This is a genomic window from Stenotrophomonas maltophilia (genome assembly GCF_900186865.1).
Taxonomy (GTDB): domain Bacteria; phylum Pseudomonadota; class Gammaproteobacteria; order Xanthomonadales; family Xanthomonadaceae; genus Stenotrophomonas; species Stenotrophomonas maltophilia.
The window spans coordinates 4,458,381-4,479,319 of the sequence record NZ_LT906480.1 but is presented as its reverse complement, the minus strand read 5'-3'; the positions used below and the strand labels follow the sequence as shown (position 1 = coordinate 4,479,319).

At 67.3% G+C, this 20,939-nt stretch carries 23 protein-coding genes; 14 read left to right on the top strand and 9 right to left on the bottom strand.

The window, feature by feature from the left end:
* Positions 1 to 3 precede the first annotated feature (3 nt).
* The 6 genes from ftsX to CKW06_RS21075 all read left to right on the top strand — a co-directional run bounded on the left by ftsX (position 4) and on the right by CKW06_RS21075 (position 4,552).
* The gene (gene ftsX / locus CKW06_RS21100) at positions 4 to 951 is read left to right on the top strand and encodes a permease-like cell division protein FtsX (protein ID WP_024958451.1); all 948 of its coding nucleotides are present in this window, start codon (positions 4 to 6) and stop codon (positions 949 to 951) included.
* Between the two features lie 7 nt (positions 952 to 958).
* Positions 959 to 1,801, top strand: a complete 843-nt coding sequence (locus CKW06_RS21095) for a response regulator (protein WP_005411271.1) — start codon at positions 959 to 961, stop codon at positions 1,799 to 1,801.
* Positions 1,802 to 1,810: 9 nt separating this feature from the next.
* Positions 1,811 to 2,524, top strand: a complete 714-nt coding sequence (ung, locus tag CKW06_RS21090; protein ID WP_005411270.1) for a uracil-DNA glycosylase — start codon at positions 1,811 to 1,813, stop codon at positions 2,522 to 2,524.
* A gap of 278 nt (positions 2,525 to 2,802) precedes the next feature.
* Positions 2,803 to 3,678: an RNA polymerase sigma factor RpoH gene (rpoH, locus tag CKW06_RS21085; RefSeq protein ID WP_024958452.1), complete on the top strand. Its 876-nt coding sequence runs from the start codon at positions 2,803 to 2,805 to the stop codon at positions 3,676 to 3,678.
* 174 nt (positions 3,679 to 3,852) lie between these two features.
* On the top strand, positions 3,853 to 4,236 hold the full coding sequence (locus CKW06_RS21080) for a type II toxin-antitoxin system RelE/ParE family toxin (protein WP_024958453.1): 384 nt from the start codon (positions 3,853 to 3,855) through the stop codon (positions 4,234 to 4,236).
* Complete coding sequence (locus CKW06_RS21075; RefSeq protein ID WP_024958454.1) at positions 4,220 to 4,552, top strand: helix-turn-helix domain-containing protein; 333 nt, start codon at positions 4,220 to 4,222, stop codon at positions 4,550 to 4,552. Before CKW06_RS21080 ends, CKW06_RS21075 begins: the two co-directional genes overlap by 17 nt.
* Positions 4,553 to 4,630: 78 nt before the next feature.
* On the opposite strand, the gene purD is transcribed toward CKW06_RS21075, so the two are convergent.
* Positions 4,631 to 5,914, bottom strand: coding sequence for a phosphoribosylamine--glycine ligase (gene purD, locus CKW06_RS21070; protein WP_024958455.1), 1,284 nt, complete (start codon positions 5,912 to 5,914; stop codon positions 4,631 to 4,633).
* Between the two features lie 61 nt (positions 5,915 to 5,975).
* Positions 5,976 to 7,559 carry a bifunctional phosphoribosylaminoimidazolecarboxamide formyltransferase/IMP cyclohydrolase gene (purH, locus tag CKW06_RS21065; protein ID WP_024958456.1) on the bottom strand — a complete coding sequence of 528 codons (1,584 nt, stop codon included), beginning with the start codon at positions 7,557 to 7,559 and terminating at the stop codon, positions 5,976 to 5,978.
* A 223-nt stretch (positions 7,560 to 7,782) separates the two neighbouring features.
* Between purH and CKW06_RS21060 the strand changes: the two genes are divergently transcribed.
* Genes CKW06_RS21060 through CKW06_RS21035 form a run of 6 tightly spaced genes read left to right on the top strand, consistent with a single transcriptional unit; the run spans position 7,783 to position 13,583 of the window.
* Positions 7,783 to 8,400: a CDP-alcohol phosphatidyltransferase family protein gene (locus CKW06_RS21060; protein ID WP_038646342.1), complete on the top strand. Its 618-nt coding sequence runs from the start codon at positions 7,783 to 7,785 to the stop codon at positions 8,398 to 8,400.
* Positions 8,401 to 8,434: 34 nt separating this feature from the next.
* Positions 8,435 to 10,186 (top strand): bifunctional alpha/beta hydrolase/class I SAM-dependent methyltransferase, encoded by a 1,752-nt coding sequence (locus CKW06_RS21055; RefSeq protein WP_038646345.1) that lies wholly within the window; start codon positions 8,435 to 8,437, stop codon positions 10,184 to 10,186.
* A gap of 23 nt (positions 10,187 to 10,209) precedes the next feature.
* Entirely contained in the window at positions 10,210 to 11,514 is a 1,305-nt protein-coding gene (locus tag CKW06_RS21050; protein ID WP_174522847.1) for a phosphatase PAP2/dual specificity phosphatase family protein, read from the top strand.
* A complete protein-coding gene (locus tag CKW06_RS21045; RefSeq protein WP_038646351.1) occupies positions 11,511 to 11,948 on the top strand; it encodes a hypothetical protein in 438 nt (145 codons plus the stop codon). Before CKW06_RS21050 ends, CKW06_RS21045 begins: the two co-directional genes overlap by 4 nt.
* A 13-nt stretch (positions 11,949 to 11,961) precedes the next feature.
* Positions 11,962 to 12,591, top strand: coding sequence for a lysophospholipid acyltransferase family protein (locus tag CKW06_RS21040; RefSeq protein ID WP_038646354.1), 630 nt, complete (start codon positions 11,962 to 11,964; stop codon positions 12,589 to 12,591).
* Positions 12,588 to 13,583 carry a phosphatidate cytidylyltransferase gene (locus tag CKW06_RS21035; protein WP_024958376.1) on the top strand — a complete coding sequence of 332 codons (996 nt, stop codon included), beginning with the start codon at positions 12,588 to 12,590 and terminating at the stop codon, positions 13,581 to 13,583. Before CKW06_RS21040 ends, CKW06_RS21035 begins: the two co-directional genes overlap by 4 nt.
* Positions 13,584 to 13,708: 125 nt before the next feature.
* On the opposite strand, the gene fis is transcribed toward CKW06_RS21035, so the two are convergent.
* The 3 genes from fis to prmA all read right to left on the bottom strand — a co-directional run bounded on the left by fis (position 13,709) and on the right by prmA (position 15,829).
* Complete coding sequence (fis, locus tag CKW06_RS21030; protein WP_005419706.1) at positions 13,709 to 13,984, bottom strand: DNA-binding transcriptional regulator Fis; 276 nt, start codon at positions 13,982 to 13,984, stop codon at positions 13,709 to 13,711.
* 114 nt (positions 13,985 to 14,098) lie between these two features.
* Positions 14,099 to 14,866, bottom strand: coding sequence for a DUF3426 domain-containing protein (locus CKW06_RS21025; protein ID WP_024958375.1), 768 nt, complete (start codon positions 14,864 to 14,866; stop codon positions 14,099 to 14,101).
* Positions 14,867 to 14,908: 42 nt separating this feature from the next.
* Positions 14,909 to 15,829: a 50S ribosomal protein L11 methyltransferase gene (gene prmA / locus CKW06_RS21020; protein ID WP_012481409.1), complete on the bottom strand. Its 921-nt coding sequence runs from the start codon at positions 15,827 to 15,829 to the stop codon at positions 14,909 to 14,911.
* Between the two features lie 164 nt (positions 15,830 to 15,993).
* Between prmA and CKW06_RS21015 the strand changes: the two genes are divergently transcribed.
* Both CKW06_RS21015 and CKW06_RS21010 read left to right on the top strand, forming a co-directional pair.
* A complete protein-coding gene (locus CKW06_RS21015; protein WP_024958374.1) occupies positions 15,994 to 16,959 on the top strand; it encodes a hypothetical protein in 966 nt (321 codons plus the stop codon).
* The gene (locus CKW06_RS21010) at positions 16,956 to 17,330 is read left to right on the top strand and encodes a hypothetical protein (protein WP_005411254.1); all 375 of its coding nucleotides are present in this window, start codon (positions 16,956 to 16,958) and stop codon (positions 17,328 to 17,330) included. The genes CKW06_RS21015 and CKW06_RS21010 overlap by 4 nt, the downstream gene beginning before the upstream one ends.
* Before the next feature lie 97 nt (positions 17,331 to 17,427).
* Here the strand turns inward: CKW06_RS21010 and accC are convergent, their stop codons facing one another.
* The 4 genes from accC to CKW06_RS20990 all read right to left on the bottom strand — a co-directional run bounded on the left by accC (position 17,428) and on the right by CKW06_RS20990 (position 20,905).
* The gene (accC, locus tag CKW06_RS21005; RefSeq protein ID WP_005411253.1) at positions 17,428 to 18,795 is read right to left on the bottom strand and encodes an acetyl-CoA carboxylase biotin carboxylase subunit; all 1,368 of its coding nucleotides are present in this window, start codon (positions 18,793 to 18,795) and stop codon (positions 17,428 to 17,430) included.
* A gap of 10 nt (positions 18,796 to 18,805) precedes the next feature.
* Positions 18,806 to 19,285 carry an acetyl-CoA carboxylase biotin carboxyl carrier protein gene (accB, locus tag CKW06_RS21000; RefSeq protein ID WP_005411252.1) on the bottom strand — a complete coding sequence of 160 codons (480 nt, stop codon included), beginning with the start codon at positions 19,283 to 19,285 and terminating at the stop codon, positions 18,806 to 18,808.
* A 59-nt stretch (positions 19,286 to 19,344) separates the two neighbouring features.
* Positions 19,345 to 19,788 carry a type II 3-dehydroquinate dehydratase gene (gene aroQ / locus CKW06_RS20995; protein ID WP_005411251.1) on the bottom strand — a complete coding sequence of 148 codons (444 nt, stop codon included), beginning with the start codon at positions 19,786 to 19,788 and terminating at the stop codon, positions 19,345 to 19,347.
* Positions 19,789 to 20,176: 388 nt separating this feature from the next.
* A complete protein-coding gene (locus CKW06_RS20990) occupies positions 20,177 to 20,905 on the bottom strand; it encodes a DOPA 4,5-dioxygenase family protein (protein ID WP_024958373.1) in 729 nt (242 codons plus the stop codon).
* Positions 20,906 to 20,939: the final 34 nt, after the last annotated feature.

Below are 20,939 nucleotides of genomic sequence, written 5' to 3'. Positions count from 1 at the left end.
CCCATGGCGAAGAACGAAAACAGCGAAGCCGCCGCCCCCTCGCGCGTGGGCGTCTGGTTCCAGCACCACGCGCACAGCGTGGTGTTCAGCCTCGGCCGCGCCTGCCGCAAGCCGTGGGCGACCCTGCTGACGGTGATGGTCATGGCGCTGGCGCTGGCCCTGCCGCTGGGCCTGTCGATCGCGCTGGACAACCTCAAGCAGTTCGCCGGCAGCGTGCAGCAGTCGCGCGACATCAATGTGTTCCTGAAGGGCAACGTCGATGGCCCCGGCGCGCTGCGCCTGGCCGGCCAGCTGCGCGACCGCGATGACGTGGCCGAAGTGATCGTGCGTACGCCCGAGCAGGGCCTGCAGGAACTGCGCGACGCCGGCCTCGGCGAGGCGATCGACGCACTCAATGACAACCCGCTGCCCTCGCTGCTGGTGATCACCCCCGGCCAGGGCAAGGACGACGCGCGCCTGGCACGCGCGCTGGAGAGCCTGCCCGAGGCCGACCTGGTGCAGCACGATGCACTGTGGCGCCAGCGCCTGGATGCCTGGCTGGCGTTCGGCGCGCGGCTGGTGCAGGTGCTGTCGGTCCTGCTCGGCGTCGGTGCCGCGCTGGTGGTCGGCAACACCGTGCGCCTGGACATCCAGGCCCGCCGCGAAGAGATCGGCGTGCTGCAGCTGCTCGGCGCCAGTGATGGTTTCATCCGCCGCCCGTTCCTGTACCTGGGTGCGTGGTATGGCCTGGGCGCCGGCGCGGTTGCGCTGGCCCTGATCGGCGCCGCCGGTGCCGCGCTGCGCGTGCCGCTGGCCGAACTCTCGCGCAGCTACGGCAGCCCGTTCGTGCTGCACGGCCTGGACCTGCTGCACGGTGGCCTGGTCCTGCTCGGCACGCTGCTGCTGGGCTGGCTGGGTGCGTGGCTGGTCACCGGCCACTTCCTGCGCCAGACCCGACCGACCGACACCTGAGACCGGCATGCAACCGCAAGCGCTGAAGCACCTTGAAGGGCCCGCGACGCGGGTGATGGTGGTCGATGGCTCGAAGCTGGTCCGCAAGCTGATCGCCGACGTCCTGCAGCGCGACCTGCCGGGCGTGGAGGTGATCGGCTGCGACAGCATCGAGGATGCGCAGCAGGCGCTGGCGCAGGGCCCGGTGGACCTGGTGACCACCTCGCTGACCCTGCGTGATGGCGACGGCCTGGCGCTGGCGCGGATGGTCCGCGAAGCGGCCGGCCAGGCCTATGTGCCTGTGATCGTGGTGTCCGGCGATGCCCAGCAGCATCTGGAGCAGCGTCGCTTCACCGAGTACGTCACCGACTATTTCGACAAGGCGCTGGGCCACGAGGCGCTGGCGACCTTCATCCGCGGCTATGTGCAGCCGCAGACCATTCCCGGCGCGACCATCCTCTACATCGAGGACAGCCGCGTGGTGGCCGAGGCCACCAAGCGCATGCTCGAACGCCAGCAGTTGAACGTGCTGCACGTGGTCAGCGCCGAAGAGGCGTTCACCCTGCTCACCGCCGAGTCGCTGGGCCGCAGCCGCCACCGCATCGACCTGGTGCTGACCGACGTCACCCTGAAGGGCGAACTGAGCGGCCGCGACGTGGTGCAGCGCGTGCGCGTGGACTTCGGCTACGGCAAGCGCCGCCTGCCGGTGCTGGTGATGACCGGCGACGGCAACCCGCACAACCAGACCGGGCTGCTGCAGTCCGGCGCCAACGACCTGGTACTCAAGCCGATCGAAGAACGGCTGCTGGTCACCAAGGTGCTGTTCCAGCTGCGCCTGGCCCGGTTGAACGATGGACCCCTGATTCGATGAAGTGGTGCAATGATTGATGAAGTAGCGGACACCCCGACGATCCAGCTGGAACCGAGCTGGAAGCAGCATGTCGGCGATTACCTCCTGCAGCCGCAGATGCGCGAGCTGTCCAGCTTCCTGCGCCAGCGCAAGGCCAGTGGCGCGGCGGTATTCCCGCCCGGCCCGCAGATCTTCGCCGCGTTCGACGCCACGCCATTCGAGCAGGTGAAGGTGGTGATCCTCGGCCAGGACCCGTACCACGGCCGTGGCCAGGCGCATGGCCTGAGTTTCTCGGTGCCGCCGGGCGTGCCGGTGCCGCCGTCGCTGCTGAACATCTACAAGGAGATCGAGAGCGATCTCGGTATCCCGCGCCCGGACCACGGCTGCCTGATCCCGTGGGCGCAACGCGGCGTGCTGCTGCTCAATGCCGTGCTGACGGTGGAGGAGGGCAAGGCCGGCGCACACCAGGGCCGTGGCTGGGAGGGCTTCACCGATCACGTGGTGGACGTGCTCAACCGCGAACGCGAAGGCTTGGTGTTCATGCTCTGGGGTGCCTACGCGCAGCAGAAGGGCAAGGTCATTGATACCCGTCGCCATCGCGTTCTGAAGGCCCCGCATCCGTCGCCGCTGTCGGCCCATCGTGGCTTCCTCGGCTGCCGCCATTTCTCGATGGCCAACGAGTACCTGCAGCGTCGCGGCCAGGCCCCGATCGACTGGTCGCTGCCGCCGCGCTCGGTGCTCTGAGCGCCGGCTGGCGGCCGGGCCTGAACGCCGGACAACGTTCCCTGGCCTGAATGGGCCTCCAGAACGGCCCGTTCAGCTCCGCTTGACCGGAATCGGCCGGTTCCCGGCAGGTAATTGCTTGAATTCCAAGGGATTGTGAATCCCGAAAAGCACGCTCGCCACTGTCATCAAATCGCGCTACGGTAGGGCTCTGTTTGGGACCAGTGTTGCATCAATAGGATGCTGGAACTTTTTCCTCCTTTAGCAGTCCAAATCCCGGACTGCTAAGATGGGTGCCTATGAGCCAGAACACCTCTGCTGCCCTTGTGGCAAACAATCTCCCGATTCCCAGTGCGCTCGGTTCGCTGGACGCCTACATCGGTGCCGTGCACCAGATCCCGGTGCTGTCGGTCGATGACGAACAGGACCTGGCCCGTCGCTTCCGCGACGGCAACGATCTGGACGCCGCCCGCGAGCTGGTGCACTCGCACCTGCGCTTCGTGGTGCACGTGGCCCGCGGTTACAACGGCTACGGCCTTGCCCTGGGCGATCTGATCCAGGAAGGCAACATCGGCCTGATGAAGGCGGTCAAGCGCTTCGACCCGGACATGGGCGTGCGCCTGGTCTCCTTCGCCGTGCACTGGATCCGTGCAGAGATGCACGAGTTCATCCTGAAGAACTGGCGCATCGTGAAGGTCGCCACCACCAAGGCGCAGCGCAAGCTGTTCTTCAACCTGCGCAAGTCGAAGACGCGCCTGGGCTGGATGAACGCGGCGGAAGTGAGCGCGGTGGCCAAGGACCTGAAGGTGTCCGAGCGCGAGGTCATGGAAATGGAGTCGCGCCTGTCCGGCCGCGATATCGGTTTCGACGCGCCGACCGACGAGGACAACGAACACGCACCGCCGTCGCCGGCTGCGTTCCTGGTTGCCGATGACGAAGACCCGTCGATGGCCTACGAGCGCGAGGACAGCGAAGACAACCAGATGCAGCTGCTGCGCGAAGGCCTGGCGGAACTGGATGCCCGCTCGCGCGACATCATCCGCCGTCGCTGGCTGGACGCCGACAGCAAGGTGACGCTGCAGGAGCTGGCCGACGAGTACGGCGTGTCGGCCGAGCGCATCCGCCAGGTTGAGGCGAACGCGCTGAAGAAGATGAAGGCGCTGTTCACCGCGTAAGCGGGAAGGCGTTGGAATGAAGAAGGCCCGGCGGTGATGCCGGGCCTTTTTGTTTTTGGAGCGCATCCACGCATGGCGTGGATCAATCCTGACGCCAGGGCGGCAGCTGCGCCGACCGGAGCATGCGCTGGACGCTGATTTTCACGCCGTACCACTCGGTGGCACGGTATGATCATGTCACGTGTCTTCCGCACCCGAAGCTTCAACCGCAGTACACGACGTTCTTCACTGACCGATAGAGCCTTGTGCCGCGCGGTGGTGGAAATGCGTCAAGGACTGATTGATGCAGACATAGGGGGCGGCCTTCTCAAAAAGCGAGTTGCGCTGCCGGGCCGCGGAAAGCGCGGTAGCGCCCGCGTTATTGTCGCAACCAAGGTGGGGCGCTACTGGTTCTTTCTCTTCTGCTACGAGAAGAGCGCGCGCGCGACCATCAGTAGTGCGGAACGGGATGCCCTTCAGCTGTATGCGTCTGAGTTCTTGGGAATGAGCCCTGCACAGTTGGACAGGGCAGTTATCTGCGGAGAACTGCGGGAGATTTGCCATGACAAAGACGGTTGAACATAGACGTGCAAAGAGTGCGATCCTCGATGCGGTGCATGAAGGCGCGGCGGGCCTTTACGCCAGCGGCTTCATCGACAAGCGGCGCATGAGCATGTACGAGGCGCTTTGTCTGGAGCCTGTGCCCGAATACAGCAGCGCCCAGATCCGTGCACTTCGCACGTCGTTGAAACTTAGCCAGCCGGTGTTCGCAGGTGTGCTCAACACCAGCGTTTCGACGGTCCGTAGCTGGGAACAGGGCGAGAAGAAGCCGAGCGGGCCGTCGCTGAAGCTTTTGAACCTGATTGATCGGAAGGGTCTCGAAGCAGTCCTGTAAAGCAAAGGCCCGGCAATGCCGGGCCTTTGCTTTACCGTGGTATTCAATCCGCGCCATGCATGGAAGCGGGGGTGTGCCTCACCCCTCGCGTGCGATCGCGCGCCAGCCGATGTCGTTGCGGTGGAACTCGTTGGCCCAGGTCACCTTGGCCACCCCGGCATAGGCAGTGGCCTGCGCGTCGCGCACGCTGTCGCCCAGTGCGGCCACGCACAGCACGCGACCGCCGGCACTGACCACGTGGCCCTGCGCGTCCAATGCAGTCCCCGCATGGAACACCTTGGCACTGGCCGGCACGTCGTCCAGGCCGGAAATCACGTCACCGGTGATCGGCGCTTCCGGGTACGGCCTGGCCGCCAGCACCACGCCCAGCGACGGGCGCACGTCCCACTGCGCTTCGACCTGGTCCAGGCGGCCATCGATGGCCGCTTCCACCAGCTCGACCAGGTCCGACTGCAGGCGCAGCATCACCGGCTGCGTTTCCGGGTCGCCAAAGCGCACGTTGAATTCGATCACCTTCGGCGCGCCACTGGCATCGATCATCAGGCCGGCGTAGAGGAAGCCGGTGAACGGGATGCCGTCGGCGATCATGCCCTGCACGGTGGGGTTCACCACCTCGCGCATCACCCGTGCATGCACCTCCGGCGTCACCACCGGGGCCGGCGAATAGGCGCCCATGCCGCCGGTGTTCGGGCCGGTATCGCCGTCGCCGACGCGCTTGTGGTCCTGCGAGGTGGCCATCGGCAGCGCATGCACGCCGTCCACCATCGAAATGAAGCTGGCTTCCTCGCCGTCGAGGAATTCCTCGATCACCACGCGCGCACCGGCATCGCCGAACGCGTTGCCCGAGAGCATGTCACGTACCGCGTCCTCGGCTTCGGCCATGGTCATCGCCACGATCACGCCCTTGCCGGCGGCCAGGCCATCGGCCTTGACCACGATCGGCGCGCCCTTCTCGCGGATGTAGGCCAGGGCGGCGTCCACGTCGGTGTGCACGGCGTAGAACGCGGTGGGGATGTTGTGGCGGGCCAGGAAGTCCTTGGCGTAGGCCTTGCTGCCTTCCAGCTGCGCGGCGGCGGCGGTCGGCCCGAAGATGCGCAGGCCGGCGGCGCGGAAGCGGTCTACCACGCCGGCCACCAGCGGTACTTCAGGGCCGACCACGGTCAGTGCCACGCCTTCGGCCTGGGCCAGCGCCAGCAGACCGTCGATGTCGGTGACTTTCACCGCCACGTTGCGGCACTTGTCTTCGCTGGCGGTGCCGGCGTTGCCGGGTGCCACGATCACTTCGGTGACACGGGAGGACTGGGCCAGCTTCCATGCCAGGGCGTGTTCGCGGCCGCCAGAGCCGATGACGAGGATCTTCATGGGACAGGGTTCTCGGGTACGGAAGAGAAAAGCCGGGCAGGGCCCGGCTTCGTGATGCGGATCAGTGGCGGAAGTGGCGCACGCCGGTGAACACCATCGCCAGGCCATGTTCGTCGGCGGCGGCGATCACTTCGGCATCGCGCATCGAACCGCCCGGCTGGATGACCGCCTTGATGCCGGCGGCGGCAGCGGCATCGATGCCGTCGCGGAACGGGAAGAACGCATCGGAGGCCATCACCGAACCTTCGACCACCAGGCTCGCGTCGGCGGCCTTGATGCTGGCGATGCGGGCCGAGTAAACGCGGCTCATCTGGCCGGCACCGACACCGATGGTGCGGTTGTCCTTGGCATAGACGATCGCGTTGGACTTCACGAACTTGGCCACCTTCCAGGCGAACAGCAGGTCGGTGAACTGCTTGTCGGTCGGCGCCAGCTTGCTGACCACCTTCAGCTCGTCGCGGGTCATGCCGCGGTTGTCCGAGGACTGCAGCAACAGGCCCGAGCCCACGCGCTTGCTGTCGAAGTTGTTCAGGCCATCACCATGCGGGATGCGCAGCACGCGCACGTTGGCCTTCTTCTGCGCGTATTCCAGCGCGGCCGGCTCGTAGTCTGGGGCAATCAGCACTTCCACGAACTGGCGGTCCAGGATCACCTTGGCAGTGGCGGCGTCCAGCGGCTTGTTGAAGGCGATGATGCCGCCGAAGGCGCTGGTCGGGTCGGTGGCGTAGGCCAGCTCGTAGGCATCGCCGTTGCCGGCACCGACGGCCACGCCACACGGGTTGGCGTGCTTGACGATGGCGCAGGCCGGTGCATCGAACTGGCGCACGCATTCCCACGCCGCGTCGGCATCGGCCAGGTTGTTGTAGCTCAGTTCCTTGCCCTGCAGCTGCTGGAAGGTGGCCAGCGTGCCCGGCACCGGGTACAGGTCGCGGTAGAACGCGCCGCTCTGGTGCGGGTTCTCGCCGTAGCGCAGATCCATCACCTTCACGAAGGTGGAGTTCATCTGTGCCGGGTACTCGGCACGCACCGGCACGGCGGCGTCGGTGGCGGTGACCGCCGACAGGTAGTTGCTGATCGCCGCATCGTATTGGGCGACGCGGTTGAACGCGGCCACCGAGAACGCGAAGCGGGTGGCGGCCGACAGTTGGCCGTCGTTGGCCGCCAGCGAGGCCAGCAGTTCGGCGTACTGCGACGGGTCGGTGGCCACCGCCACGCGGGCGAAGTTCTTGGCCGCCGAACGCAGCATGGCCGGGCCGCCGATGTCGATGTTCTCGACCGCGTCGGCCAGGGTGCAGTCGGCCTTGGCGGTGACAGATTCGAACGGGTACAGGTTCAGCACCAGCAGGTCGATGGCACCGATGCCGTGCTCGGCCATCACTGCGTCATCCAGGCCGGAGCGGCCCAGCAGGCCGCCGTGCACCATCGGGTGCAGGGTCTTGACCCGGCCGTCCATCATTTCCGGGAAGCCGGTGACGTCGGCCACGTCCTTCACGGCCAGGCCCGCATCGCGGATCGCCTTGGCAGTGCCGCCGGTGGACAGCAGCTCCACGCCGCGTGCCGCCAGCGCAGTGGCCAGCTCGACCAGACCGGTCTTGTCGGAAACGGAGAGGAGGGCCCGGCGGACGGGCAACAGATCAGCAGTCATGGGACAGAATCGGCAGCGGAGCGGGGCCGATATTGTAGGCGGTGGGGGCCGGTGGCGGGTGCCGGAAGGGGTAATTTGCCGCCGCAATCGGCCCAGGACCGGGTTGGGCACATTGATCCGGCCCGATCAGGGGCCTGGGCCACGGACCGGCGCCGGGTTGTCGGAATCAGCCGACGATGGGGTAGGCTGTGCCCGCACTGCCAAGGATCAGCGGGTACGGATCATGTCGATCTATGCATTGAAAGGACGTTTCCAGGACCTGTTGCGTCCGGCCGTGCGCGGGCTCTACCGCCTCGGCATCACCGCCAACACGGTGACCGTGGCCGCCGCCGTGGTCTCGCTGCTGGTGGCCGCGGCCGTGTGGTGCTGCGCGCCTGCCCAGCCTCTGCTGTACCTGCTGCTGCCGTTGTGGATGCTGCTGCGCATGGCGCTCAACGCCGTGGATGGCATGCTGGCGCGCGAATTCGGCCAGCAATCGCGGCTGGGCGCCTATCTGAACGAATTGTGCGATGTGATCGCCGATGCGGCGCTGTACCTGAGCCTGCTCAGCGTACCCGGCGTGCGCCCGGAGGCACTGTGGCTGCTGGCCTGGACCGCGGCGCTGAGCGAATACGCCGGCGTGCTGGGGCTGATGGTCGGGGCCAGCCGCCGCTATGACGGCCCGATGGGGAAGAGCGACCGCGCCTTCCTGATCGGCGTGCTGGGCCTGCTGCTGGCGTTCGGCTGGGGTGGTGCGATGACGGTCAGCGGCGTGGCCGCGGCCATGGCGGTGCTGTGCGTGCTGACGATGATCAATCGCGTCCGTCGCGGACTGCGGGAAACGGCGGTTTCGTCGAATTAATCAAGCAGATACAAGAAGACAATCAGGAGATTGCATGCGTCAGGCGCAGGAACGGGAATTCCACAGCTTCGACCAAGTACCGCTGTTTTACCGGTACTGGCCGGGCACCACCGCAGCCCCGGCCAGCAAGGCCATCGTGCTGCTGCACCGCGGCCACGAGCACTCCGGCCGCGTCACTCACCTGGTCGACGAGCTGGACCTGCCCGACACCGCCTTCTTCGCCTGGGATGCGCGTGGCAACGGCCGGTCGCCAGGCGCACGTGGCGATGCACCGGGCTTCCCGGCGCTGGTGCGTGACCTGGACAGTTTCATCGCCCACATCGGCGCCGAACACGGCATCGCGGTGGAAAACATCGTGGTGATCGCGCAGAGCGTGGGCGCCGTGGTTGCTGCCACGTGGGTGCACGATTACGCACCGCGCCTGCGTGCGCTGGTGATGGCCTCGCCGGCATTCAAGGTGAAGCTGTACGTGCCGTTCGCACGTGCGGGGCTGACCCTGATGCAGAAGCTGCGCGGAAACTTCTTCGTCAACAGCTACGTCAAGCCGCAGTGGCTGACCCATGACCCGGCGCGGGTGGAAAGCTACCGCACCGACCCGCTGATCACCCGGCCGATTTCGGTGCGCGTGCTGCTGGGCCTGTACGAGGCGGCCGACCGCATCGTGGCCGATGCGCAGGCGATCAGCGTACCGGTGCAGCTGCTGGTGTCCGGCTCGGATTTCGTCGTGCACCGTGGCCCGCAGGACCGCTTCTACGAGCGCCTGTCCAGCCCGATCAAGGAGCGCGTGCATCTGCCGGGCTTCTTCCACGACACGCTGGGCGAGCGTGATCGTGCACCAGCACTGGCGCGCATCCGCAGCTTCATCCAGGCGCGTTTTGCCGAGCCGCTGCGCGAGCTGTCACGGCGCGACGCGCACCGCCATGGGCCGACCTTCGAGGAATCGGAGGTCCTGGCGTGGCCACCGGAGCGCAACAGCCTGTCCGACCTGCGCTGGCGCGTGGTACGTGGCGGCCTGCGTTTCGGCGGAACCTTGTTCGAAGGCATCGCGCTGGGCCTGCAGACCGGTTTCGATTCCGGCAGCACGCTGGACTACATCTATCGCGACGAAGCGCGTGGCAAGGGCCCGCTGGGTCGCATGGTCGATCGCAACTATCTGGATGCAATCGGCTGGCGTGGCATCCGCGTGCGCGGCCAGCACCTGCAGGAACTGCTGCGCGACGCTGCCCAGCGCCTGCGCGGGCAGGGCACGCCGGTGCGTGTGCTGGACGTGGCCGCCGGCCATGGCCGGTATGTGCTGGAAGCGCTGGGCCAGGGCGAACAGCGCGCCGACCGTATCGTGCTGCGTGATTTCAGCGATCTGAACGTGACCCAGGGCCAAGCGTTGATCGAGCGCCTCGGTGCGGCCGACATCGCCCGCTTCGAGCAGGGCGATGCGTTCGATCCGGCGCAACTGGCCAAGGTCGATCCAGCACCGACACTGGCGGTGGTCTCGGGCCTGTACGAACTGTTCCCCGACAACGACGCCGTGCTGCGCTCGCTGCAGGGTATCGCCGCAACGGTGCCGGCGGGAGGCTACCTGGCCTACACCGGCCAACCCTGGCACCCGCAGCTGGAATTCATCGCGCGCGCCTTGACCAGCCATCGCGGTGGCGCGGCGTGGGTGATGCGTCGCCGTACCCAGCAGGAGATGGATGAGCTGGTGCGCCTGGCCGGTTTCGAGAAGGTGGCGCAGCGCATCGACGACTTCGGCATCTTCACCGTGTCGCTGGCGCGCCGGACCGCGTGATGGCGACGCTCGCCGCAACCCCGCTGGCCGCGGAAGGGCGCCCCTGGCGGCGCGCCCTGCTGTGGCTGGCCCTGCTGGGTCCGTTCTTCTTCGCAAGCTACGGCTTCGCCAACTGGATGGCCGGCCGCCACGCCACCCTGCCGGTGATGGCGTTCGCGTGGGAGACACGCATCCCGTTCGTGCCGTGGACGATCGTGCCGTACTGGTCGATCGACCTGTTCTACGCGATCTCGTTCTTCCTGTGCCGGCAACGGCTGGAGCTGGACCGGCACGCGCTGCGGCTGTTCAGTGCGCAGGTCATCGCGGTGGCCTGCTTCCTGCTGTGGCCGCTGCGTTTCAGCTTCGAGCGTCCGGAGATCGGCGGTGTGTTCGGCTGGCTGTTCGATGTGCTGCTGGGCTTCGACAAGCCGTTCAACCAGGCGCCGTCGCTGCACATCGTGTTGTTGATCTTGCTGTGGGTGAAGTTCGCGCAGTACCTGCATGGCGCGTGGCGCGGGCTACTGCATGTGTGGGCACTGCTGATCGGCGTCTCGGTGCTGACCACGTTCCAGCACCATTTCATCGATATCCCGACCGGCCTGCTGGCCGGTTGGCTGTGCGTCTGGCTGTGGCCGGAGCAGGGCACGCCACCGTTGCGGGCCTGGCACACCGCGCGTGATGCGAGGCGTTGGCGATTGGCAGCGTTGTACCTGCTGGGGGCCGCTGTATTGCTGGTGCCGGTGGTGCTTCTGCGTGGCGCCGCGTTGTGGCTGCTGTGGCCGGTGACGTCGTTGCTGCTGGTGGCGCTGGCCTATGCCGGGCTGGGTACAGCGGTGTTCCAGAAGCGCGCCGATGGCCGCCTGACGATGGCCGCGCGATGGCTGCTGGCCCCGTACCTGGGCGCTGCCTGGATCAACTCGCGGCTGTGGACGCGGCGTGCGCCGCAGCCGGTGCCGGTGCTGGACGGCGTGTGGCTGGGCCGCATTCCCAACGGCGCGTTGCCGCCGCCACTGGGGGGCGCGGTGGATGCCTGCGCCGAGCTGTCCTGTCGCGCGCAGGGCGCCGCGTATGCCAGCGTGCCGATGCTGGACCTGGTGGTCCCTGCACCGGAACAGCTGCGCGAAGCGGCCGAGGCCATCGAGCGCCTGCATGCGCACGGACCGTTGCTGGTGTGCTGTGCGCTGGGCTATTCGCGCAGCGCCGCCAGCGTGGCCACCTGGCTGCTGCGCAGTGGTCGTGCGGCCGATGCGGACGCGGCGGTGGCGATCGTGCGTGCTGCGCGCCATGGCATCGTGCTGGGTACGGCCCATCTGCGTGCCATCACCGACGCGGCAGGAGTGCGCGCATGAGCACGGTTCCCGATCTGGCGACCATGCAGCTGCTGCTGCGGCAGGGGCGTTGGCCGGCATGCCTGTCGCTGGGGCTGCTGCTGGTGGCATTGCTGCTGCTCGGCACCGAGCCGGGCCTGGCGATGATCGCTGCAGGGTTGCTGCTGGCCAGCATGTCTGCAGGGGTGGCCCAGACGTACCACGCGTGGCGGGTTGCGCTGGACGCCAGCCTGCTGCAGCTGCTGCGCGATGAGCGCCTGGACGGCGATGCCGCCGCGCGCCGCACTGATCAGCTGCTGCACGACAGTGGCCTGCGCCGCGCGTCGCCCGAGGCGCCCCTGCGGGGCTGGGACGCGCGCTGGGGCGGCATGCGTCGCCTGCTGCTGCGCCAGTACCTGCTGACAGCGGTGCAGTTCGCACTGCTGGTGCTGGCCGTGTTGTGGCCGCAGACGTGAACGGGAGGGACCAATGTTCACCGAACTGATTGCCCGCGCCTGCAGTGGTGCGATCCATGTAGTGACCGGCGCCCGCGCGCTGTGGATCGGTTGCGCGCCGTCCAGCGAGCGCCGCGTGTACTACGGCAACCACGCCAGCCATGGCGACTTCGTGCTGATCTGGTCGTCGATGCCGCCTGCGTTGCGGCGCCAGGTGCGGCCAGTTGCCGCGGCCGAATACTGGCAGCGCGACGGCCTGCGTCGCTACCTGATCGATGCGGTGTTCAACGGCGTGCTGGTCGAGCGCGAGGCCGGCCATCGCCAGCAGGATCCGCTGCAGGCCCTGCGTGACGCGGTGGACGAAGACTGCTCGCTGATCCTGTTTCCGGAAGGTACCCGCAACGTGGGCGATGAGCCGCTGCTGCCGTTCAAGAGCGGCATCTATCACCTGGCACGGCAACGGCCGGAGCTGGAATTCGTGCCGGTGTGGATCGACAACCTGAAGCGGGTGATGCCCAAGGGCCGGTTCCTGCCGCTGCCGCTGCTGTGCACGGCCACCTTCGGTACGCCGCTGCGGCTGCAGGCCGACGAGGACAAGGCGGCCTTCCTGGCCCGCAGCCGGCAGGCGCTGCTGGACCTGGCGCCGAACGGGGGGCGCGCATGAGTTTCCTGATCGATGTGTCCGGCGACCTGGCAGCGCAGAGCGTGGGCCAGCAGACCGGCCTGCTGTTCGCTGGCGTCGGTGCGGTGCTGGTACTGGCCACGCTGGTGGCCGAAACGCTGCGATGGCGCCAGCGCGGCCGGCCCAGCGCGGTCATCGCCAACCTGGTGTCGCGCATCCGCGCGTGGTGGGTAATGGCGATCGTGGTCGGGCTGGCGCTGTTCTTCGGCCGCGCCGGGGTGATCGTGCTGTTCGCGATCATCTCGCTGTTCGCACTGCGCGAGTTCATCACCCTGGCGCCGACCCGCTCAGGCGATTACTACGCGCTGCTGGCCGCGTTCTACATCGTGCTGCCGTGGCACTACTACCTGGTGTGGATCGACTGGTACGGCATGTACACGCTGCTGATTCCGGTCTATGCGTTCCTGTTCCTGCCGATCCTGTCGACCATCGGCGGCGATACCACGCACTACCTGGAACGCACGGCGAAGGTGCAGTGGGGGCTGATGATCTGCGTGTTCTGCATCTCGCACGTGCCGCTGCTGCTGAATCTGCACGTGCCGGGCCATGACCCCTCGCGCAACGTGCTGCTGTTTGCTTTCCTGGTGATCGTGGTGCAGTCCTCGGACGTGCTGCAGTACATCTGGGGCAAGTTGTTGGGCAAGCACCTGATCGCGCCGAAGCTGTCGCCGTCGAAGACGGTGGAGGGCTTCGCCGGCGGCGTGCTGAGTGCCAGCGCACTGGGCGCGGCGCTGTGGTGGATCACCCCGTTCACGCCGCTGCAGGCGTTCGGCCTGTCGCTGCTGATCAACCTGATGGGGTTCTGGGGCGGCCTGGTGATGTCGGCGATCAAGCGTGACCGGGGCATCAAGGACTGGGGCCACATGATCGAGGGCCATGGCGGCATGCTCGACCGGCTGGATTCGGTGTGCTTCGCCGCGCCGGTGTTCTTCCACGTGGTGCGGTATTACTGGAAGGCGGGCGGCGGCGGTTGATTCTGCCGGCTTCCATCCACGCATGGCGCGGTTCTACCGGTAGTGCCGGCCGCTGGCCGGCAACTGCAACATCCTGCCATCGTTCGTGGGGTTGCCGGCCAGCGGCCGGCACTACCTGCGCGCGTTTACGCGCTGATGCCGTATTCCTTCAGCTTCTTGCGCAGGGTGGCACGGTGGATGCCCAGCATCGCGGCGGCGCGGCTCTGGTTGCCTTCGCAGTGGTTGAGCACTTCCACGAACAGCGGGATCTCCATCTCGCGCAGCACGATCTCGTAGACATCGTCCGCGTCGCAGCCATCGAGGTCACGCAGGTAACGGCGCACGGATTGGGCGACATGTTCACGCAGCGGTGGCCGGGGAGCGCCACGACTGTTGTCAGGACGAGAGAGGACAGCGTTCAAGGGGGTTCCCGATTCGGTGGGCCCGTGCGCGCGGTGCGCGCGGCCGGACGAGGTGGTGGCGGCCAGTCTAGCGCGAGCGTGCCCGGCCTGCCACGGCCGGTCGCCTTTTCACGTTCAGAGGAAGTCGAAGGTGAATGCGACGGTGGATGCGGCGGGCTCCTGCACACGGAAGGCGACGCGCGCGCTCTGACCCGGTTCCAGCAGGGCCGCGCCGGGGTTCTCGCCAAGGTACTGCGCAGGCGTGAACACACCGCTGCCGATGACCCGGCCATCAGCATCGGACAGTGACAGGCGCAGGTCCGGCCAGGCCTGTGCCCAGCGTGCGTCGTTGCGGATGCTGGCCTGCACCTGCAGCACGCCGGCCTGCCCGGGCAGCGGCCGGATCTCGCGGCTGGTCATGGTGAAGGCGGTGGGTTCATGCCAGGCCGGCAGACTGCAGCGCAGGAGGCCGCAGAGCGTGCCCAGCCAAGCACGGTTGCCGGCGTCGGCGGCCAGCCGCGCACGGTCGGCCAGCACGCTCTGCAGCACCAGCAGGAGCGCCAGCCCTGTAACCAGCAGCCAGTGCCAGCGCGGTGCCGGCAGGCTGCGGGGGCGCGCACTGCCAAGGAAACTCGGCGCGTCAACGGCGGCCGTCGTCGCCGGCACTGCAACCGGTGCCGACGCGATGGCCGCAATGTCATCAACGATGACAGGCGCATCGTCGTGCTGCATCTCCGCCGCCACATGCGCCGCTTCGGCGGGCCCGGCTGGCACCTGCATGGCAGGCGACGCGTGTTCTTCCGGTTCCTGCGTGCGCGCATCGGTCGCAGGCACGGGCAAACCTTCCGGGGCGGTGCGCAGGAAGGTTGCCAGAGGGCGTCGCGGTGGGTTCGGCTCGGACATGCTCAGGGTGCGGGCTCGGATCCAGCAGTCATTCAACCACGATCAGGCGCGGCGCACGCCGGTGATGCGCATCCAGTCGCCATCCTGGGTCGCCTGCAGGTCGTCGAACCATTCCGCATAGCGCTGCAGCAGTTCACCTTCCTGGCCGTGCAGGATGCCGGACAGGGCAATACGGCCGCCGGCAGCCACGCGCGCGGCCAGCAGCTCGGCCAACGCGTCCAGTGCCGAGGCGAGGATGTTGGCGACCACGATCGGGTAGGTGGCGACCGGTTCGTCCGGCGGCAGGTACACGTGCATGCGCGCCTGTTCGCCGTTGCGCTCGGCATTGTCGGCGGTGGCGACCAGGGCCTGCGGATCGTTGTCCACGCCGATGGCCTCAGCGGCGCCCAGCTTCAGCGCGGCAAGCGCAAGGATGCCGGAGCCGCAGCCGAAGTCGAGCACGCGCTGGCCCTGCAGCAGGCCATCCACGGCCAGCTGGTCCAGCCAGCGCAGGCAGAGCGCGGTGGTCGGGTGGGTGCCCGAGCCGAACGCCAGGCCCGGGTCCAGCCGCACCACGGCGGCGTCGGCAGCCTGTGCGGCCTCCGGCAGTTCATGGTTCCACGGCACGATCCAGGTGCGGCTGCCGAAAGCCATCGGCTGGAACTGGTCCAGCCAGGCGCGTTCCCAGTCCTCGTCCTCGACCGCGCGGAAACTGCCGCTGCTCCAGTCCAGTTCCGGGTCGAACGCCTCCAGCGCGGCCAGCAGCAGCAATGCGTTGCTGTCGGCGGGAAACAGCGCGCTCAGCACCAGGGTGTCCCATAGCGGGGTCTCGCCCACGCCCGGCTCGAGAATGGCCTGTTCGTTGCTGGTATCGGCCTCGGCATCAAGCAGCGTGACGGCCAGTGCGCCGACATCCTCCAGCGCATTCTCATAGCGGGGCTGGGTAGCTTCGGTGCAACGCAGGGTCAGTTCCAGGAACGGCATGGCGGTGGGGGCAATCGCGGGAAAGGGGGCCATGCTAGACCATCGGAGCGTCTCCGTATTGCCTGAGATGCCGCTCGGAGATGAATGGAACCGATTCAGACAGGCCTGGCGGGCCTTGCTAAACTTGGTGCTTTCCTGTGCGCCATGAACGTTCACTGCCGCCAATGGCCTTTGCTCCGACCCTGAAAACCTGGTTGCTCGTACTGCCGGCGGTGGCCGTGCTGGGCGTGGCCGGGTATCGGGCCAGCGGCCATGCCGGATCGGTACCGGTGACCGCAGGCGAACTGCCGACGGCGCAGGTTGCGTCGGACGATGCGGCGCCCCTGCCGGTCGTGCCGGAAGCGTTGGCGCGTCGCCTAGCGGCGTTCGAGCGCGGCAACGCGCTGCCTTCGGGCCTGCCGCTGGACCTGCGCGCGGACATTGAGGATGCCACCGATCTGTACGCCTACGCGCAGCGCCTGCGCGTGCAGGCCGACGACGGCAATCACGAGGCGCGCTGGATGCTCAGCCGGGTCTACGACTACTGCGCGCAGTACGCCATCGATCCGGGCGGTTATCGGTTGGACAACAATGTGCTGGCCGGGCTGGGCCTGACCGCTGCACCGGCGATGGTGCAGGCGCGCGAGCGCGTGGCGCAGCGTTGTGGCGGCTTCGTGCCGGGCGACAAGCTGGGGTCCGCGCTGGTGCTGGCCGAGCGCCGCAAGGCGGCCACGCAGGGCAACCTCGCAGCGGAAGCATCGCTGTTTGCCGAAGGCGAGCCGCTGAATGACAGCCCCGAGTACCGCCGTGACCTGGTCGAGCGGGTGCGCACATCGCGCGATCCGGAGGCCTTCATGGCCATTGCACCGGGCATGGGCGTGCGCGCGGCGGGCGACCAGGCGCTCACTGGCCTGGTGGCGGGTGAACAGCTCAGTGAACTGGCGTGGCGGGTTGCGGCCTGCGAGCTCGGTCTACCGTGTGGTGCCGACAGCGTGCTGGTCAACAGTTTTTGTGCGAATGGAGGGATCTGTTCGCAGGATGGGACGCAGGATTTCCGGGATTTCGTGTATGACGCTGCGGTTTCGCGGCAAGGTGCGGGGAAAATGAAGCAGTGGATCAAGCGATTGGTTGGCAAGAGGGGCGGGCAATGAACTACCGTCGATTCCTGCATGGGGCCAAGTTCTGGTTCTGGGTGGCGCTGTTCGTGGCCTATTCGGCCGGCGCGGTCGGGCTGTTGATGATCGACACCTATGAAGATCGTTACCGGCATCTGTCGAAAGTGGAACTGACCACGGTGAAGGCGCAGGAAGATGTGCGCCGCGTGGGTGCCAGCCAGGTCGCTGCGGTCTATCGCGCGCAGAGCGGCATGCCGTTCGCTTCGTTGCCGGCAGGCAGTACCTTCCAGGTGGTGTGGCCCGATGGGTCCACCGAGACGATGGTGATCGTCGACCCGAGCTCGCCCAATGGTGTACGCCCGCTGGCGAATTCGCAGATCCCGGCCGAAGCTGCCGACAAGCGCTGATGCATCTGCCGTAGAGCCGAGCCCACGCTCGGCTCTACGGCAATGGAAAAAGGGCGGGGATATCCCCGCCCTTTTCATGTCCAGTACCTGCTGCCGATCAGGTCAGTGCGATCGGCTTGTTCTTGCGCTCGGCAAGACGCTTTTCCAGGTAGTGGATGTTCTGGCCACCGGCCTGGAAGCCCTTGTCGCGCATGATCCGCTGCTGCAGGGCGATGTTGGTCTTGATGCCGTCGACCACCATCTCGCTCAGCGCCACCCGCATGCGGGCGATGGCGGTTTCGCGGTCCGGGCCGTGCACGATCAGCTTGCCGATCATCGAGTCGTAGTTCGACGGCACGCGGTAGCCACTGTAGATGTGGGTATCCACGCGCACGCCGGGGCCACCCGGCGGATGGAAGCCGGTGATGGTGCCCGGGCTCGGCACGAAGGTCTCGGCGTCTTCGGCGTTGATGCGGCACTCGATCGCGTGGCCGGTCAGCACCACGTCGCTCTGCTTGATCGACAGCTTCTGGCCGGCGGCGATCTTCAGCTGCTCGGCCACCAGGTCGATGCCGGTGACCATTTCGGTGACCGGATGTTCCACCTGGATGCGGGTGTTCATCTCGATGAAGTAGAAGCGGCCGTCTTCGTACAGGAACTCGAAGGTGCCGGCGCCGCGGTAGCCGATGCGCACGCAGGCTTCGGTGCAGACCTTGCCGATCTGCTCGCGCTGTTCGGCGGTGATGCCCGGTGCCGGTGCTTCTTCCACCACCTTCTGGTGGCGGCGCTGCATCGAGCAGTCGCGCTCACCCAGGTGGATGGCGTTGCCCTGGCCGTCGGCCAGCACCTGGATTTCCACGTGGCGCGGGTTCTCCAGGAACTTCTCCATGTAGACCTCGCCATTGCCGAACGCGGCCTTGGCCTCGCTCTTGGTGGTTTCGATCGAGGTCTTCAACGAGGCCTCGGCATGCACCACGCGCATGCCGCGACCGCCACCGCCACCGGCCGCCTTGATGATGACCGGGTAGCCGATCTCACGGGCGATCTTGGTGTTGGCGACGATGTCATCGCCCAGCGGGCCGCCCGAACCGGGCACACACGGCACGCCGGCCGACTTCATCGCGCGGATGGCTTCGACCTTGTCGCCCATCATGCGGATGGTGTCAGCCTTGGGGCCGATGAAGATGAAGCCGGATTCTTCCACGCGCTCGGCGAAGTCGGCGTTCTCCGACAGGAAGCCGTAACCGGGATGGATCGCCTGCGCGTCAGTGACTTCAGCGGCGGCGATCAGCGCCGGAATGTTGAGGTAGCTCTGCGGCGACGGCGCCGGGCCGATGCAGACCGACTCGTCGGCCATGGCCACATGCTTGAGGTTGCGGTCGACCGTGGAATGCACGGCCACCGTGCGGATGCCGAGGGTGTGGCACGCGCGCAGGATGCGCAGCGCGATCTCCCCTCGGTTGGCAATGACGACTTTGTCGAGCATGGCGTGCCCCTCAGCCGATCACGAACAGCGGCTGGTCGAATTCCACCGGCTGGCCGTTCTCGCCGAGGATGGCGACGATGGTGCCGGACGTGTCGGCTTCGATCGGGTTGAACATCTTCATTGCTTCGATGATGGCCAGGGTCTCGCCTTCCTTGACCTGCTGCCCAACGGTGACGAAGGCCGGCTTGTCCGGGGCGGACGACGCGTAGAAGGTGCCGACCATCGGCGAGCGCAGCACGTGGCCTTCCGGCAGTGCCGGGCCCGGCTTGGCGGTACCGCCGGTGGAGGCTTCGGTCGGCGACTGCATCGGCATTGCCTGCGGTGCCGGGGCGGCCGGAGCGGCGTACACCGGGGCGGCGACCGGGGCGGCATAGCCGGCCACCGGGGCACGCGACAGGCGCACCGACTCTTCGCCTTCCTTGATTTCGATTTCAGCCAGGTTCGACTCTTCCAGCAGGTCGATCAGCTTCTTGATTTTGCGCAGATCCATGAGGGCCTCTTTGGTTTCTATCTAGGTGAGGAGAGCGCCGTGGGCGCCCGGGTCGACAATCAGGTGGCGGATACCCGCAGCAGCGCCGCGTCCATCGCGTAGCGGTAGCTGTCGGCACCGAAGCCGCACACCACGCCCACCGCCTTGTCACTGAAGTAGCTGTGCTGGCGGAACGGTTCGCGGGTATGCGGGTTGGACAGGTGGATCTCGATGAACGGCACCGCCACCGCGGCCAGCGCATCGCGCAGGGCAACCGAGGTGTGGGTGAAGGCGGCGGGGTTGATCAGGATGAAAGCGGTTCCGTCGTCGCGCGCGGCCTGCACGCGGTCCACCAGCACGTGCTCGGCATTGGACTGCAGGCTCTCCACCGCGTGCCCGGCGGCCGATGCCTGGCTGGCCAGGGCCTGGTCGATGTCGGCCAGCGTGGTGTGGCCGTAGACCTCCGGCTCGCGTGTGCCGAGCAGGTTGAGGTTGGGGCCGTGCAGGACCAGCAGCTTCGCCATGGGATCCGGAAGACGGGAAAGGGCGGCAGTCTGGCGGAACCGGCGGATGCTGTCCAGTTCGGCGAAGTTTGCAGCGTTTCAATCGAACGTTTGAAATCTGCCGGAGCGCTTGTGGCCGTATGGCGGGCGCTGGATCAAGGCGCGCTGAATGGCTCGCAGACCGGGGATGCATGCACGTAGGCCGACGATGGCGGCAGGCATGGGCAGGGCTGATGCTGTCATGGGTGGTGCTGCAGTAGATCCACGCCACGCGCGGATGAGGCCACCATTCAATAGATCCACGCGATGCGTGGATGGAGGACGTTCGGTACGCAGCACGCTACGCACCCACCGAGGGGCAGCCCAAGGTGCGCCGCACGCCACCCACTGCCCCCCGCCACGCCCCCGCTCACGTCTCCAGCGGCACCGTCGGCACCACGTTCGGGAACACCTCTTCCAGCGGTTCCCGTTCTCCAGGCTTCGGTGCCGGCCAGTTGTAGGCATTCACCGGCTGCGCGCGGTTTACCCACAACGCGTAATACAGGTGGTCGGCGCGGCCATCACCGGTATTGGGGTGGATCAGGATGGTCAGGCCCAGGCTGTTGAGCTGCAGCCAGGGCACCAGCACCGGCAGCAGGTCGTTGGTGAAGCCGAAGTAGAACGACGGGGTGACGTGCGGCCCGCGTGGTTCCAGGTTCCAGTTGCCCAGCTCCACCGGGAAGCGCTCGGCCGTCCAGCGCCGCAGCAGCGCAGCCTTCTCGAAGCTGTCCTCGTCGAAGTAGATGTGCGCGTGATAGCTCTTGATGTCGGTGTAGGCGCGTGGGGTCACGGGCAGGGTGGCCTCGCCGGGACGCACGCTGGCCGGGCGCGGGGGCGGTTCGCTGGCCGTGGCCTGGCCCCAGGGGCTGTGCCCTTCCGGTGCTGGCGGCACGATGGCACGGAAGCCGGGGCGGCCAGGCTCGGTGGTGTTCACCGCGTCGTTGCCGCGCGGTGCTGCGGCGGCGGTCGAGGCACTGGCCAGGCCGCCAGCGGCCAGACCCGCCGAAGCGATCAGGCGGCGCCGTGCCGGCGAAAGCAGGTCGGCCCAGTGGGCGTCATCATCGCCGGCGTCGGTGAGGGTCTGCGGGTCCGGGTGCATGAAGGGCTCCGTGGCGGCATCGTGTGGGCAGGCA